Origin of the sequence: Microbacterium sp. BWT-B31 (genome assembly GCF_041379855.1) — a bacterium.
Taxonomy (GTDB): Bacteria; Actinomycetota; Actinomycetes; order Actinomycetales; family Microbacteriaceae; genus Microbacterium.
The window spans coordinates 61,946-75,453 of sequence record NZ_JBFECU010000007.1; the positions used below are offsets into that span (position 1 = coordinate 61,946).

Annotated in this window: 10 protein-coding genes and 3 pseudogenes; 5 read left to right on the top strand and 8 right to left on the bottom strand. The window is 69.7% G+C overall.

The features are described from left to right. Positions 1-124 precede the first annotated feature (124 nt). From AB1K54_RS09155 to AB1K54_RS09170, 4 genes and pseudogenes are all read right to left on the bottom strand, one after another. On the bottom strand, positions 125-859 hold the full coding sequence (locus AB1K54_RS09155) for a FadR/GntR family transcriptional regulator (RefSeq protein ID WP_371202438.1): 735 nt from the start codon (positions 857-859) through the stop codon (positions 125-127). Beyond that, complete coding sequence (locus AB1K54_RS09160) at positions 831-2,069, bottom strand: MFS transporter (RefSeq protein WP_371202439.1); 1,239 nt, start codon at positions 2,067-2,069, stop codon at positions 831-833. Before AB1K54_RS09160 ends, AB1K54_RS09155 begins: the two co-directional genes overlap by 29 nt. A 246-nt stretch (positions 2,070-2,315) precedes the next feature. After that, positions 2,316-3,223, bottom strand: a pseudogene (locus tag AB1K54_RS09165) (IS256 family transposase). 64 nt (positions 3,224-3,287) lie between these two features. After that, a pseudogene (locus AB1K54_RS09170) lies at positions 3,288-3,539 on the bottom strand (transposase); the annotation flags it as partial. A gap of 313 nt (positions 3,540-3,852) precedes the next feature. Between AB1K54_RS09170 and AB1K54_RS09175 the strand changes: the two are divergent. Continuing rightward, positions 3,853-4,731, top strand: a pseudogene (locus tag AB1K54_RS09175) (IS5 family transposase). Here AB1K54_RS09175 and AB1K54_RS09180 read toward each other — a convergent pair. Beyond that, the gene (locus tag AB1K54_RS09180) at positions 4,642-5,049 is read right to left on the bottom strand and encodes a hypothetical protein (RefSeq protein WP_371202440.1); all 408 of its coding nucleotides are present in this window, start codon (positions 5,047-5,049) and stop codon (positions 4,642-4,644) included. The pseudogene AB1K54_RS09175 and the gene AB1K54_RS09180 sit on opposite strands and share 90 nt — an antisense overlap. Before the next feature lie 502 nt (positions 5,050-5,551). Between AB1K54_RS09180 and AB1K54_RS09185 the strand changes: the two genes are divergently transcribed. Continuing rightward, the gene (locus tag AB1K54_RS09185) at positions 5,552-6,121 is read left to right on the top strand and encodes a dihydrofolate reductase family protein (protein ID WP_371202441.1); all 570 of its coding nucleotides are present in this window, start codon (positions 5,552-5,554) and stop codon (positions 6,119-6,121) included. A 39-nt stretch (positions 6,122-6,160) separates the two neighbouring features. Here AB1K54_RS09185 and secA2 read toward each other — a convergent pair whose 3' ends face one another. The 3 genes from secA2 to AB1K54_RS09200 form a co-directional block, all read right to left on the bottom strand. Then, complete coding sequence (secA2, locus tag AB1K54_RS09190) at positions 6,161-8,491, bottom strand: accessory Sec system translocase SecA2 (RefSeq protein WP_371202442.1); 2,331 nt, start codon at positions 8,489-8,491, stop codon at positions 6,161-6,163. 191 nt (positions 8,492-8,682) lie between these two features. Next, positions 8,683-9,087 (bottom strand): hypothetical protein, encoded by a 405-nt coding sequence (locus AB1K54_RS09195; protein WP_371202443.1) that lies wholly within the window; start codon positions 9,085-9,087, stop codon positions 8,683-8,685. A 75-nt stretch (positions 9,088-9,162) separates the two neighbouring features. After that, the gene (locus AB1K54_RS09200) at positions 9,163-9,900 is read right to left on the bottom strand and encodes a CDP-alcohol phosphatidyltransferase family protein (protein WP_371202444.1); all 738 of its coding nucleotides are present in this window, start codon (positions 9,898-9,900) and stop codon (positions 9,163-9,165) included. 34 nt (positions 9,901-9,934) lie between these two features. On the opposite strand from AB1K54_RS09200, the gene AB1K54_RS09205 reads away from it, so the two are divergent. From AB1K54_RS09205 to AB1K54_RS09215, 3 genes are read left to right on the top strand one after another with little or no spacing between them, the layout of a single operon-like run. After that, positions 9,935-10,855 carry a class I SAM-dependent methyltransferase gene (locus tag AB1K54_RS09205; RefSeq protein ID WP_371202445.1) on the top strand — a complete coding sequence of 307 codons (921 nt, stop codon included), beginning with the start codon at positions 9,935-9,937 and terminating at the stop codon, positions 10,853-10,855. Further along, positions 10,852-11,853, top strand: coding sequence for a lysylphosphatidylglycerol synthase domain-containing protein (locus AB1K54_RS09210; protein ID WP_371202446.1), 1,002 nt, complete (start codon positions 10,852-10,854; stop codon positions 11,851-11,853). The genes AB1K54_RS09205 and AB1K54_RS09210 overlap by 4 nt, the downstream gene beginning before the upstream one ends. 33 nt (positions 11,854-11,886) lie before the next feature. Further along, positions 11,887-13,497: a CDP-alcohol phosphatidyltransferase gene (locus tag AB1K54_RS09215; protein WP_371202447.1), complete on the top strand. Its 1,611-nt coding sequence runs from the start codon at positions 11,887-11,889 to the stop codon at positions 13,495-13,497. The last annotated feature ends 11 nt before the right edge of the window (positions 13,498-13,508 follow it).

A 13,508-nucleotide genomic window follows, 5' to 3' on the forward strand; every position in this document is an offset into this window, starting at 1 on the left:
CGGCGCGGCGGTGGATCTGGAGGCTCGTTCGTCGTCGAACATCCGGGAGTGCAAATGGTAAGACCATTAAGAATTATGAACGGTTCAGCTATGAGTGTCAACCGGGATTCGGAGATGCCGGGACTCAGCCGACGACCCTCGCCGTGCGCTGCAGGTGCGCTTGCATGATTCTGAGTGCACCCGAGACGTTGCGCTCGGCGATGGAGTCGATGAGCTGTCGGTGTTCGTCGATGCCGCTCATATCGCGGTGACCGGCTTCGGAGAGCGTACGCAGGATCGGGTGCTGGAACGACGTGAGGAGGAGGTCAATCGCCGGGTTGTGGGCCGCCGCTGCCAGCCTCAGGTGGAAAGCGAGGGATGTGCGCACGTCGAACTCACCAACCTTGCGCGCCGCGTACGCGTCGTCGCACATCCTTCGGAGCTCCGCGAGGTCATCGTCGGTCGCCCGTTCGCAGACCAGCGGGATTATGCCGAGTTCGAGCACGGACCGCGCCTCTGTGACCTGGGCCCCCGTGAGCGCAGACAGGGCGAGCAGGTCGCTGATGCTCTCACGGACGACGTCGACGGACGGAACGGTGACGATCGCACCTCCCCCGACCCCGACCTTCACGATGATGAGTCCGTTCGTCTCAAGTATGCGAAGTGCTTCCCTCAGCGTCACGCGGCTGACCCCCAGACGTTCGCACAGCTCGCGCTCCGGAGGCAGCCGGTCGCCGACTTCGATGACTCCTTCTTGGATAAGCGCGCGGATCTGGTCTGCGACGGCATGAGAGGAGCGCTGAGACTCGATAGCGGCGAACAGGTCACCGGACACAGCCTCTGCCACGTGCCTACGCCGCGGCGCTGTCGTCTTCGGCATCTTCCTCGTCTTCCTGGTTGCCGCGAGGTGGTTCGGCGGCGGATGGACGCCCTATGAATTCGGCGAGGGCGGGCGTGGAGATGATGATACCCGCGACCCCGCAGGCGACAGCAGCGCTGGGCACGACGAGCACCAGTCCCGCCGTGATGACCGGCGAGAATAGCAGGGACACCGAGCGGAACGTGCCGATTGATGCGATGGCGCGCCCTCGCTCCTCGGCTCCGACTGAGTCCGCAGCCAGTGCGGGACCAACCGTTTGAAGAATGCCCGCACCCAGCCCCGACACGCCGAGTGCTGCCGCGGGGATCCAGATCGGCGCGGGAGACAGCGCGGCTACGGCTAGTCCGATACCCGCGGCTGTCGTGCCGAGTGCGTTTGCGACTCGCGAGCCGAGCGCTTGAACAGGACGCGAGATCGCACTGCCTACCAGGGACGCGAGATTTGTGAGGGTCACGAGCGCGCCCACGGCGGGGATCGCGTGACCGGCAGCGGTGAGAATGACCGGGAGATAGGAGTTGAGGATGCCGCGCCAGGCGCCCGCGACGGCCGTCATGCTGGCGGCCTTGGAGACACCCGGCCGACGCCAGATCTGACGTCGGCCGGCGCCGTCTCGCCGGCGCGTGAAGGCGAAGGGTGCGAAGGAAATGAGCAAGAGGGACGGGGCGACCGCTAGCATGCCGAGTGCGCCTGCGCCGACCAAAGAGGCCTGCAGAGACCAAGCGCCGATCAGGCCGGCCAGCGCCGGGCCCACGAGCTGACCCACACCCTGGACCACGTTGAGGCGTGAGAGTGCCCTCAGTGCTGAATCCGAGGCGCGGAGGACATGCGTCTGGCTGCCGGTCCAGAAGTAAGCGCGTGCCACACCTTGGAGCAGCTGTGCCACGATAAGCGCCCAGAGAGCGCTGCTCAGAGCCAGAGTGAAGCACGAAGCGGCCAGAAGAAGAGTCGCCGCGATGATGAAGAACTTGGTGGGGATCCGGCTCATCAGGGAGCCCATGCCCAGACGGGCGACGGTTTGCGAGATCGCGGACACTGCCACGATGAGGCCCACCGCCTCGATGGGATGGCCGGCCTGAACCGCCAGGAGTGGCACAGCCACGGCTGCCATCGACTGGCCAACGGAGAAGGAAATGCTCGCGGACTGGCTGAACCATTGATCTCGGCGTAGTCGTGCTCGGTCCGGCGGAGTCGCGCTGCCGTCGCCACACATGATGCTCCTCCGAAGGGACAAATGGTAGGACCATTATGCATCCATAATCGAAGCGTTCGCCGAACAGTTGGCACCCGGACGGATTCGCCCTTGCCAGATGGTCCAGCCCGCTGAAACCAAAGGCACAAACCCGCGTGCCGTAGACGACCGTGTGCGATCAACGGCAGCGGCGACGAGATGGACCCGGTGGGTGACGGCCCGATTGTTGGTGGAGTTTCTCGATACCGTGCGGGTCAGCTTGTGTGATTATGCCGCGGTCAGTTCCGGGATGTTCACCTCCTCGCTGTCGGTGAGCAGCAAAGCCATGGAGTGCTCGCTGAAGTAGCGGCGGTCGGGGCCGTCCCATTCATCGTGCTGCTCGATCAGGACGTGCCCGGCCAGGCGCAGCAGCGCGGCCGGGTTGGGGAACGTGCCGACCACGTCCGTGCGGCGTTTGATCTCCTTGTTGACCCGTTCCAGCGGATTCGTGGACCAGATCTGACGCCAGTGCGGGAACGGGAACTGGCAGAACGCGAGCAGGTCGTCCTTGGCGTCTTCCAGCATGTCCGCGACCTTCGGGTGTGATCGGCTCAGCATGCGGACGACCTCGTGGAACTGGGTGAACACGTGCTCGGTATCGGGTTGCGCGAAGATCGTGCGGATGATCGACGCGACCATCGGCCCGGCCGCCTTCGGGACCGCGGTGAGCACATTCCTCATGAAATGAACCCGGCATCATTGCCAACTGGCGCCCTGGAACACGGTGTCGACAGCGGCGATCACCCCGGTGTGGGCGTCGCTGATCACGAGCTTCACCCCGCCGAGGCCGCGGGCTTTCAGGAGCGCAGGAACGTGGTCCAGAACGGCTGCGATTCGGTCTGCCCGACCTCGAACCCGAGCACTTCCCTGCGCCTGTCCGCGGCGACTCCGATCGCGACAATCACGGCCTGCGACACCACCCGCCGGCCGACGCGGGCTTTGCAGTAGGTCGCGCCCAGGAACACATACGGGTAGGTGGTGTCGGCCAGCGGCCGGTCGCGGAACGCGGCGACGTCCTCGTCGAGGTTGGCGCAGATCCGCGACGCCTCGGACTTGGAGATGCCGGTGTCGACCCCCAGCGCCTTCACGAGATCGTCGACCTTGCGAGTCGAGACGCCGTGAACACATGCCTCCATCACGACCGCGAACAGTGCTTGGTCGACCCGGCGGCGCCGTTCCAGCAGCGACGGGAAGAAACTGCCGGTCCGCAGCTTCGGGATCCCGCAACTCCAGATCCCCGACCGTCGTGGAGACGGTCTTCGGTCGGGTGCCGTTGCGGACCGCGAACCGGTCGACGCTGCGTTCGTAGCGGGCTGCGCCGATGAACGCGGCCGCTTCCGCGTCGATCAGTTCCTGGTAGAGCGTTTCGGTCGCGACCCGTGGCCGGTCGATGACGTCGGTGAGTTTCAGTTCCCCGAGGAGCTCGAGGAGGGCAGACTGGTCGAGAGCCATCGTGCTTTGTGCCCTTCTGTGAGTAGCTTTAGCCGGTTCCACTGACCATCGCACGATGACTCACCAACGCCTACGACGCCGACGACCCCGCCAGAGTCCCCACCACCCCACGGGACGTCACCGACCCGGGTGGGGTGAGTACCGGTACATGAGTCCTGTACTTGGTTGGAACTGGGCTGGTCGTGGCCCGCACGGGCGGCGGTCCTTGGAGCCTTCAGTATGAAGCGATCGCAGTGTCGTTCGAGCGTCTAGGCCGTGTTGCTAAACGCCTTCGGGTGCCTTGTGGGCGAGTCTTGAACGCGTGTCGCGTGATGTGATCTCGGATGAAGCGTGGGCGGTGATCGCGCCACTGTTCCCCACTGCGAAGTCGACGGGACGTCCGCCGGTGGATCGGCGCATGGTGGTCGAGGCGACGGCGTGGCGGTTCCGGACCGGCGCGCCGTGGCGGGACGTGCCGGAGCGGTTCGGGAACTGGAACACGATCTACAAGAACTTCAACCGGTGGTCCGAGCAGGGCGTATGGGCGCGGGTGCTGGAGAAGACGCAGTCGCTTGCGCAGCAGTCCGGCGAGCTGGACTGGGTCACGTCGATCGACTCCACGATCGTGCGCGTGCACCAGCACGGCGCGACCCTTCCCCGTGTCACAGGGGGCGCTGTCGAACTACAAGAAGTTCGGTGACGAGCCGGCGGATCATGCGATCGGCCGTTCTCGCGGCGGTTGACGACGAAGAACCACCTGGTCTGCGACGGGAAGGGCAGGGCTCTCGCATTCATTCTCACGCCTGGGCAGGCGGCGGACACCAGCATGCTGACCGCGACGCTGGGCGAGATCCGCGTGCCAGGCGCTCGGGGTAGGCCGCGGACCCGGCCGGACCGGGTGCTCGCAGACAAGGGCTACCCGTCGAAGGCGAACCGGGCGTGGCTACGCGAGCGCGGGATCGCCGCGACGATCCCCGAACGCGACGATCAGATCGCCCACCGCCGCAGGCGGCGCGGGCGACCGATCGACTTCGGCGACCAGCAGCGGGCCCGCTACCGCGGCCGCAACGTCGTCGAGCGGTGTTTCAACAAGCTCAAGCAGTGGCGCGGGATCGCGATGCGCTCAGACAAGACCGCCCGCAACTACCACGCCGGCCTCTGCCTCGCCGCGACACTCCACTGGCTCACCAGCGCCTTTAGCAACACGGCCTAGCAGCGCCTTGGAAGCGCCGTAGTCGACCAGTGCGGCCTCCTGAGCGGCGGTGAGCTCCTTGTGAGCGGCGTCAACGGCGTCGTTGGCGCCCTCGTACGCAGTCTGAGCACGGCTGTACGCAGCCAACGCCTCGTCGTGCGCCTTGGCGGACAGCACGAGCGGCACGGCGACCCCTGCGGCGATCAGCACGAGCACCGCGACGATGGCCGTGATGATGATCGAGCGACGCTTGTTCGAGCGCGGCTCCTCGGCAGAAGCAGCGACTTGCTCACCCTCCGTGGGGGTGGCCCGGTCTTCGGTGAGGGGGTCGACGGTCATGATCTGAGTCCTGTTCGAGGGGAGGGGTTCGAGTTCGGGGGTTGGGGTTCACTTCATTCGGTTAGATGCAGCGGGTGCTGTTCTGTGACGCGGTTTCGGCGAATCAGTTCTGCTCCGGGTCAGAGCGGCGTGTGGGTGGACGCGAGCTTGGGGCCAACGGTGGGCGTATTCGCGGTCGATGCCCGCGGCGCGGGCGATCGCCCAAACCGGTGCACACCAGCGAGCCTCGCCAGGCGGTAGACCAGCGAAGCACCAGTCAGCACCGCGTGATCGCGGGATGCGATCAGCTTCTTTGTGACGTAGCGCTGCGGCTTGCCGAACCGACACCGTGCCCACGACCACAGGTGAGGGCCCCGCAAGCCGCACCTGACGCTGGGCTCCACTTGATGCGAGCTACGGCCTTTGCGTCAGGTCGGTGCGCTCGCCGCCGTTGCCGGACAAACTGGTCAGGCGCCTGACAGTAAGGGCGTAAGAACACCGATCCTCGAAGGCGGGCACCAGTATGAGACCACTTCGATACTCGATCAACATCACGCTCGACGGCTGCGTCCATCACGAGGCGGGGATTCCGCCGGACGAGGAGTCGATGCGCTACTGGACTGCGCAGATGGCGCAGGCCGATGCCCTGCTGTTCGGTCGGGTGACCTACGAGATGATGGAGTCGGCGTGGCGGAGGCCTGCGACGGGCGAATGGCCCGACTGGATGGATGAGTGGGCGGTTCCGTTCGCCGAGACGATCGACCGGGCCAAGAAGCACGTCGTGTCGAGCACGCTGAGCGCGGTCGATTGGAACGCCGAGTTGGTGCGCGGCGATCTCGGGGAGGCGGTTCGACGGCTCAAGGAGGCCCCTGGCGAGGGCTTGTCCGTGGGGGGAGTGACGCTCCCCCTGGCGCTGGCGGATCTGGGACTGATCGACGAGTACGAGTTCCTCGTGCAGCCGGTCCTCGCCGGACACGGGCCGACGCTGCTCGCGGGTCTGCGCGAGCGCATTCAGCTCGAACTCGTCGATCGCCGCGAGTTCCGGTCGGGTGCGGTCGTCGTGCGGTACCGACCCACGCGAGCAGCCGCGTGAAGTGACTGGCCCCGGCAGTCGCGCCCGGAGGCGCCGTGGCTACTCGATCCGGTAGACGCGGGACCGCATCCACCGTCCCATCTGGCTCCCGGCGCGATCCAGGGGGCTCCCCAGCGGATTGTCGCTCATCATGTAGGTCCAGGTCGCCGAGGGGCGACGCAGCCCGAGCGCGCCGATCCCGCGTCCGAGCTGGTCGGCGGTGACCCCGCGAACGATGCCCGCCGCCCTGTCGAAGGCCGCCGTGAAGAAGCCGGCGAACTCCCGCAGCGCGATCCGGTGGAACTCGTCGCGCGGTTTGACGCCGGCGAGCGCCCGCAGGTGGATGCCGTCTCGGATCTCGCTGAGATTCGCGAGGTGATCGCGCCACTGCTCGTCGAGGCACCACAGCGTGACCGACCGCGTCAGCTCCGAGACGAGGGCAGCGGATGCCGCGGCGGTGAGATTCTCGAGCTCTGCGGCGATTCGCTCGGTGAGCTCGATGGGCGGGTCTGCGGCATCCATCACCTCTTCTCGTCGGGCGAGCACGGTGTCGCGCTGGCGCACGATGGCGCGAGTGAAGTCCCAGGTGTCGCGGTGCCGGTCGCGCCGGATGCCCTCGGCGATGCGCTGCGCCGTGTCGACGATCCGTCCGAGCGCCGCCTGGTCGAGCCGCGTGCCCTTCCGACGGGTCTTTTCGAGCAGATGAGCGGGCGCGTTCGCCTGGACGAGCTCGTCCTGGGTGCTCACGAAGGTCACCGAGCAGCCGGGATCGCCCTGCCGGCCGGCGCGACCGCGCAGCTGCGCATCGAGGCGTCCGGAGGGGTATCGTCCGATCTGCACCACGGCAAGCCCTCCGGTCGCGGCGACGCGTGCGTGATCGCGTTCGTCCAGGCCGCCGAGACGGATGTCGGTGCCGCGGCCCGACATCTGGGTCGAGATCGTGACCGCTCCGAACTCGCCCGCGCGAGCGATCACCGCGGCCTCGTCCTCGTCATTGCGGGCGTTGAGCACGCGCGCCGGCACCCCGAGCCGCGCGAGGAGCGCGGCGAACTCGTCGGATGCCGCAACGCTCTGAGTCCCGACCAGCACCGGCTGCCCGGTGCGATGTCGATCCCGGACCTCGCGGGCGGCGGCATCCGTCCGCTCGCGGTCGTTCGTGAACACCCGCTGGGGCTCGTCGACGCGCCGGTTCGGAAGCCGTCGATCGACGCGGCCCGAGGTCAGCTCGTAGAACTCGGCGAGCTCTTCGGCGACGGCGATCACGGTGCCGCTCATTCCCACGAGCGTCTCGCAGCGGCGCAGCAGATCGTGCACGGTGAGGGTGTCCAAGATGACGCCGGCGGATGAGACCTCAAGCTGCTCCTTCGCCTCGATCGCCGCATGCAGACCGTCGGGCCAGCGCTGCTGATGGGCGAGGCGACCGCGTGTGGTGTTGATCAGCTTGATCCCGCCGTCGACCACGAGGTAGTCGACATCGCGCTCGATCAGCACGTGCGCATGCAGGGCCAGATTGATCCGCGTGAGGGTGTCGCTATGGGGTTCCTCGTACAGATTCACCCCGCCCAGGCGCGCCTCGAGCCGATCGAGTCCGGCGTCGGTGAGGGTGACGGTCGCGCGGTCGGCGTCGACCGCGAAGTCGGTGCCGGGCTCGAGGTCTCGCACGAGGGCATCGGCGAGCGCGAAGTCCTCGGGCGCATCCGGCGACGAGCCGGCGAGCACGAGCGGCGACAGCGCCTCGTCGATCATGACGGCATCCGCCTCGTCGACGATCGCGACGTCCAACGCAGGCCGCACGCGGTCGGCATCCGTCGTCGCGAACCGGTCGCGGAGCACGTCGTAGCCGACCTCGCTCACCGAGGCGTAGACCACGTCGCAGAGGTAGGCCTGCCGTCGGTCGGCGGTGGGGGTGAGCTGTCCGACCCATCCGACCCGCAGCCCCAGGACGGCCAACAGCGGGCTCATCCACTCGGCGTCGCGCTGCGCCAGGTAGTCGTTCACCGACAGCACGTGCACCCGTCGGCCGGCGAGCGCGAACCCCGCCGCGGCGAGGGCGCCCACGAGGGTCTTTCCTTCGCCCGTGTCGAGCTCGACGCAGTGCCCGGCCAGCAGCGCGCAGCAGGCGAGGAGCTGCTCGTCGAACGCCCTCTGGCCGAGCGAGCGCTCCGCCGCAGCGCTCAGGACCGCGAGGAGCTTGGCCGTCGGAGCGATGCTGGTTCCGCCGCCGCCCGTCGCGAGCTCACGAAGGGCGGACCGGACGAGCTCGGCGTCGGTGAGGCCGGCGGTGCGATCGTGCCACCGGCCCGCTTCCTCGACGATGCCCCGAAAACTCCGGAACGACACCGAGCCCGGGGCGCCGAGTGCTCGCGCGAGCCACGCCTTCACATGCTTCATCCAAGCATGACCCTCGGGCGGCGAGGTGGTCTCGGCGCCTCGCGAGTGCGGCAGATTCGTGCGGGTGCGCCACTTCTGTTCGCCGCGGTTGCACGAATCAGCAGCAGTCGGCCCGGCAGGGCGCCGGGTGGGCGAGTGCGCCGGGTGAGCGAGCGCGCCGGGTGAGCGAGTGCGCCGGGGGCATCCGCCCCTTATGCCGGCCGCACCGCCCGCGGTGCGCGCAGCGCGAGCGCGGTGGTGATCGCGAGCACCACGATGCCGATCGATTCGACGATGACCGTCTCGGGGACGAGCGTGAAGTCCCACGTCTCGGTGATGCCGAAAAGCCCCACCGTGAGGGCGAGCAGGAGCGCGCCGAGCGTCGCGATCAGGAACAGCAGGCTGAGCACCGTGGTCAGCTGCAGCAGCCGGCCGCGGGTCACGACCATCGCGACCGCCAGCACGATGCCGGCGATGCCGTTCAGCACGAACAGCACCCCCAGAATGCCGCCGACGCCGGCGAAGACGAGGTAGATGTGGATTCCGCCCGTTGCGAGAAGGAGGGCCGCGCTCAGGATGCGCATGGTCCACAGCAGGCGCTGGTTGCTTTCGGCCATCGGTTCATCCGTTCCGATTCGGTGGTCCCTCTGCCGAGGACCTCTTGCTAGACACGATCCCGAGCCGCTTCGGGTTCAATCCGTTGAGGTGACGATGGCGCCGGATGCCCCGGCCCCGGCCGTCTCGGCACGCCGGCGCACGAGCCACACGACGTCGCGGCCGAACGACTCGAGCAGCAGCGCGAGGGCGATCAGGGTCACAAGCCAATCGACCTCGCGCGGGGCGATGCCGGACGCGACGATCGTCAGCGCCACGCCCGCGACCGCCGTCACGACCTTGCGCCAGTACCGGTACGGCAGCGTCGCGCGCATCGCCGGGATCACGAGGCCCGCCGCCACGAACGCGTAGCGCAGCAGGCCGATCGTCAGCGTCCACCAGCCCAGCGTCGGCGCGACGTACGCGCTCAGCACGAGCAGCAGGAACGCGTCGACCTCCATGTCGAAGCGCCCGCCCAACTCGCTCACGGTCCTGGTGCGGCGGGCGACCCAGCCGTCGATCCCGTCGAGGGCCAGGGCCGGAACCGTCAGCGCGATGAGCAGCGGCACCGCGATCGCGCCGGTGAACGAGGTCGCGACGAGGGCGGCGATGAGCCCGACCAGCGTCGAGCGGGCAAGGGTGACGGCGTTCGCGGGGCCGAATCGCACGGTCGCGCGTCTGCGCAACCCCCTGGCGAGCAGGGCGTTCGAGACGAGAAGGTAGGCGAGGCCGATGCACCACCCCGCCACCGACAGGGCGCTGAACCGGTCGATGGCGATCAGCCCGGCGACGCCAGCGCCGACCGACCAGAGGGGAGCGAGGTGAACCTTTTGCATCGCAGAGACCGTTCTGTCTTCATGGGTACCACTCATGACACGTCGTTCGCGCGCCGGTCGGTTCATCCGCAGGGTGCGAACCGGTGACCTCGGCGGCGGGGTCGTGGGCGCAGAGCCCGGCGGGGGGCGCGCCGCCGGGGCTCGCGAGGCCGCGATGACCGACGTCATCCCCGTCTCGGCGGAATGGCTGACCCTGCGCGAGCGGGCAGACGCCAGGTCGCGTTCGCGCCGGCTCGGCATGGCTGCGGCACGGATGCTGCGCCCCGGCGCGGTCGTGCACGACCTGGGCAGCGGAACGGGTTCGATGATGCGGTGGCTGGCCCCGCTGCTGCACGGCCCGCAGACGTGGGTGCTGCACGACTGGAACCCGCTGCTGCTCGAGCATGCCGCCGCTCGCCCGCCCTCACCCGAAGCCGTGGTGCGCACGAGCGTCAAAGACGTCGCCGAACTCGCCGCCGCCGATCTTTCCGGAGCGTCGCTGGTGACCATGTCGGCCCTGCTCGACGTGCTGACGCGCGACGAGCTGGAGGCGATCGTGCGAGCCTGCGTGGCCACCGGCGCGCCGTGCCTGTTCACGCTGAGCGTGACGGGGCGCGTCGGGCTCGATCCGGTCGGCCCCGGCGACGGCGTCTTCGCGTCGGCGTTCAACAGTCATCAACGGCGCACCGTCGACGGGCGACGGCTTCTCGGTCCGGATGCCGCGACCTCTGCGATCGACCTCTTCGAGCGTGCTGGCTGGTCGGTGCGAACCGCTGCGTCGCCTTGGCGCCTGGACGAGTCCGAGGCGGCGCTCGTCGCGGAGTGGCTCGACGGGTGGCTGGGGGCTGCGGTCGAGGCGCGCCCGGCGCTGGAGGAGTGGGCCGAGGAATACCGCGCCGTCCGCACGGCCCAATCGACGGCCGGCACCCTTCGCGTGGTCGTAGACCACCTGGATCTGCTCGCGTGGTCGCCATGACCCTGCTCATCCGGTCGCGCCGGGTGCGCGCGGTGCTCGCCTCCCGCCGCGTGCGGGCGTGGGTGCGCGCGGGCGTGGGGGCGGGCATCCTTCTCGCGCTCCTGCTCCAGCTCGGAGCGGGGCCGTTCCTCACGGGGCTGGCCGCAGTGTCGCCACCGGCGATCGCCGCGGCGGTCGTGCTCGGGGCGGCGGCGACGGTCGCAGCCGCATGGCGCTGGCGCATCCTCGCCGGGCGCCTGGGGCTGCGCCTCGGGTGGGCGCAGGCGGTCACCGCCTACTACCGGTCGCAGTTTCTGAACTCGGTCCTTCCGGGCGGGGTGGTCGGCGACGTGCACCGGGCCGTCTGGCATGCACGCGGCGGCGGGCTCGCCCAGGCGTCCCGCGCGGTCGCGGCCGAACGCGCCGCGGGGCAGGCGGTGCAGCTCGTCCTCGCCGCTGCGGTCGTGGTGACGCTGCAGCGGTGGGCATACGCTCCCACCCTGGGCATCGTGCTCCTTGCGATCGTCGCCGCCGGAGTCGGGCTGACCGTCGCGGCGGCCATGAACGCCTCCGCCCGCGCGGCGATCCGGCGGGAGCTCGCCCACCTCGCCGTCGCGTTCGGCACGGTCGGCACGGTGGCCCGCGTCGCCGTCGCCTCTGCGGTCGCCGTCGCCTGCCACGTCACGACGTTCGTCATCGCTGCGCTCGCCGTCGGCGTCGAGGCCCCTCTGGCACGTCTCGTCGTCGCCGGGCTCATCGCCGTGCTCGCCGGGGCGATCCCGCTCAGCATCGGCGGGTGGGGTCCGCGCGAGGGCGCCGCCGCGTGGGCGTTCGCCGCCGCCGGACTCGGCGCCACGGCGGGGATCGCCGCCTCGACGGCCTTCGGCGTGCTGTCGCTGATCGCCGTCATGCCCGGGGCGGCCGTGGTCGCCGCATCCGCTCTTGGCCGTCGCGCCGGGGCGCACGAGGCAGGCGCCTCTTCGCGGCCACCCGTCGAAGAGTTCCGCGTGCGTTCGTGAGGCCCGGACGTGCACGCGGGCATCGATGAGCGAATGGCGTCGCGACGAGCGCGCGTCGCAACGGTCGCCGCGCTCGCGGTGCTGCTGGCGGTGCCGCTGGTCGCCGGAGCGCTTTCGGCCGGCACACCCGCGGCGCTGCTGAGCCTGCCGGTCGAGTCGATCGTCGTCGTGCTTCTGCTCGTGGCGGTGGCCTCCCCGCGATGGCGGGCGGTCGTCGCCGGCGTCTTCGGCGCGGTCGTCGTCGCGGCCGTGCTGGCGGCGGCGCTCGACGCCGGATTCCGGGCGACGATCGACCGGGGGTTCAGCCCCGCCGAGGACGCACCGGCGGTCGTGAGCGCCGTGGGCGTGGTGGCCGATGCCGCGGGCCCGGTCAACGCGGGCCTGCTGGTCGCGCTCGTGGCGGGGGTGCTCGCCGCGGCCGCCGTGGTGCTCGCGCGCTGCGCCCTTCGGGTCGGGCGCGTGGCGGCGCGGTCGGAGGGAGCCGGGCGCATCGCGATCACCGCGGTCGCCGCAGCGTGGATCGTGGGGGCTCTGGCCGGAACGCAGCTGGTGCCGGGCGTGCCTCTCGCGGCGGCCGAGTCCGCCCGTGCGCTCGCCGCGACCGCGGCGCGCACGGCGCAGAGCGTGCGCGATCAGGCGGACTTTCAGCGCGCGCTCGCCTCGGACCCGCTGCGCGACGCACCGGACGGAGGGCTGTTCGGCGCCCTCGCCGGCAAAGACGTCGTGATCGTGTTCGTGGAGAGCTACGGCGAGGTCGCCGTGCGGGACTCGGCCTTCACACAGGGCGTCGCCCAGACGCTCCGCGAAGGCGGCGAGCAGCTGACCCGAGACGGCTACTCGGCCCAGAGCGCCCTGCTCACCTCACCGACGTTCGGCGGGGTCAGTTGGCTCGCGCACGCCACGCTGCACAGCGGCGTGTGGGCCGACTCGCCGCAGAAGTACGACAGTCTCACCTCGAGCGACCGGCTCACCCTCGCGCGGCTGTTCGCGGATGCCGGCTGGCGCACGGTCTCGGTGGTGCCCTCGAACACCGGCACGTGGCCGGTCGGCCGTTCGTTCTACGGCTACGACGCGATGCTCGACGCCGGGAACCTGGGCTACACCGGTCCCGCTTTCAGCTATGCGCGCGTCCCCGACCAGTTCACGCTCCAGGCCTTCCACGACCGCGAGCTCACCGGCTCGCACGCGCCCGTCATGGCCGAGATCGACCTGGTCTCGTCGCACACGCCGTGGACGCCCCTGCCGCGGCTCGTGCCGTGGTCCGAGGTCGCCGACGCGTCGGTCTTCGACGCCCAACCCGCCCAGGACCCGGCGCCGATCGAGCTCTGGGCCGACCCGCACCGAGTCCAGGAGATGTACGGAGAGTCGGTGGAGTACAGCCTCGGCGCGCTGTTTACGTACCTGCACGCCTACGACCAGCCGAACCTCGTCCTGGTGATGCTCGGCGACCATCAGCCCGCGCGGATCGTGAGCGGCGCGGATGCCGACCACGACGTACCGGTCACGATCATCGCGAAGGACCCGGCGGTGTTCGCGCGGATCGCATCGTGGCGCTGGGAACCGGGCGTCCGCCCGTCCGCCGATGCACCGGTCTGGCGCATGGACGCCTTCCGCGACCGGTTCGTCGACGCGTTCACGCCGTGACGGCCGGACCA

What these genes read in the sequence shown, in the direction of transcription:
- AB1K54_RS09155 (WP_371202438.1), bottom strand. Translation starts at nt 859, where the DNA reads ATGCCGAAGACGACAGCGCCGCGGCGTAGGCACGTGGCAGAGGCTGTG.
- AB1K54_RS09160 (WP_371202439.1), bottom strand. Translation starts at nt 2,069, where the DNA reads ATGTGTGGCGACGGCAGCGCGACTCCGCCGGACCGAGCACGACTACGC.
- AB1K54_RS09180 (WP_371202440.1), bottom strand. Translation starts at nt 5,049, where the DNA reads ATGACCGTCGACCCCCTCACCGAAGACCGGGCCACCCCCACGGAGGGT.
- AB1K54_RS09185 (WP_371202441.1), top strand. Translation starts at nt 5,552, where the DNA reads ATGAGACCACTTCGATACTCGATCAACATCACGCTCGACGGCTGCGTC.
- secA2 (WP_371202442.1), bottom strand. Translation starts at nt 8,491, where the DNA reads ATGAAGCATGTGAAGGCGTGGCTCGCGCGAGCACTCGGCGCCCCGGGC.
- AB1K54_RS09195 (WP_371202443.1), bottom strand. Translation starts at nt 9,087, where the DNA reads ATGGCCGAAAGCAACCAGCGCCTGCTGTGGACCATGCGCATCCTGAGC.
- AB1K54_RS09200 (WP_371202444.1), bottom strand. Translation starts at nt 9,900, where the DNA reads ATGCAAAAGGTTCACCTCGCTCCCCTCTGGTCGGTCGGCGCTGGCGTC.
- AB1K54_RS09205 (WP_371202445.1), top strand. Translation starts at nt 9,935, where the DNA reads ATGACACGTCGTTCGCGCGCCGGTCGGTTCATCCGCAGGGTGCGAACC.
- AB1K54_RS09210 (WP_371202446.1), top strand. Translation starts at nt 10,852, where the DNA reads ATGACCCTGCTCATCCGGTCGCGCCGGGTGCGCGCGGTGCTCGCCTCC.
- AB1K54_RS09215 (WP_371202447.1), top strand. Translation starts at nt 11,887, where the DNA reads ATGGCGTCGCGACGAGCGCGCGTCGCAACGGTCGCCGCGCTCGCGGTG.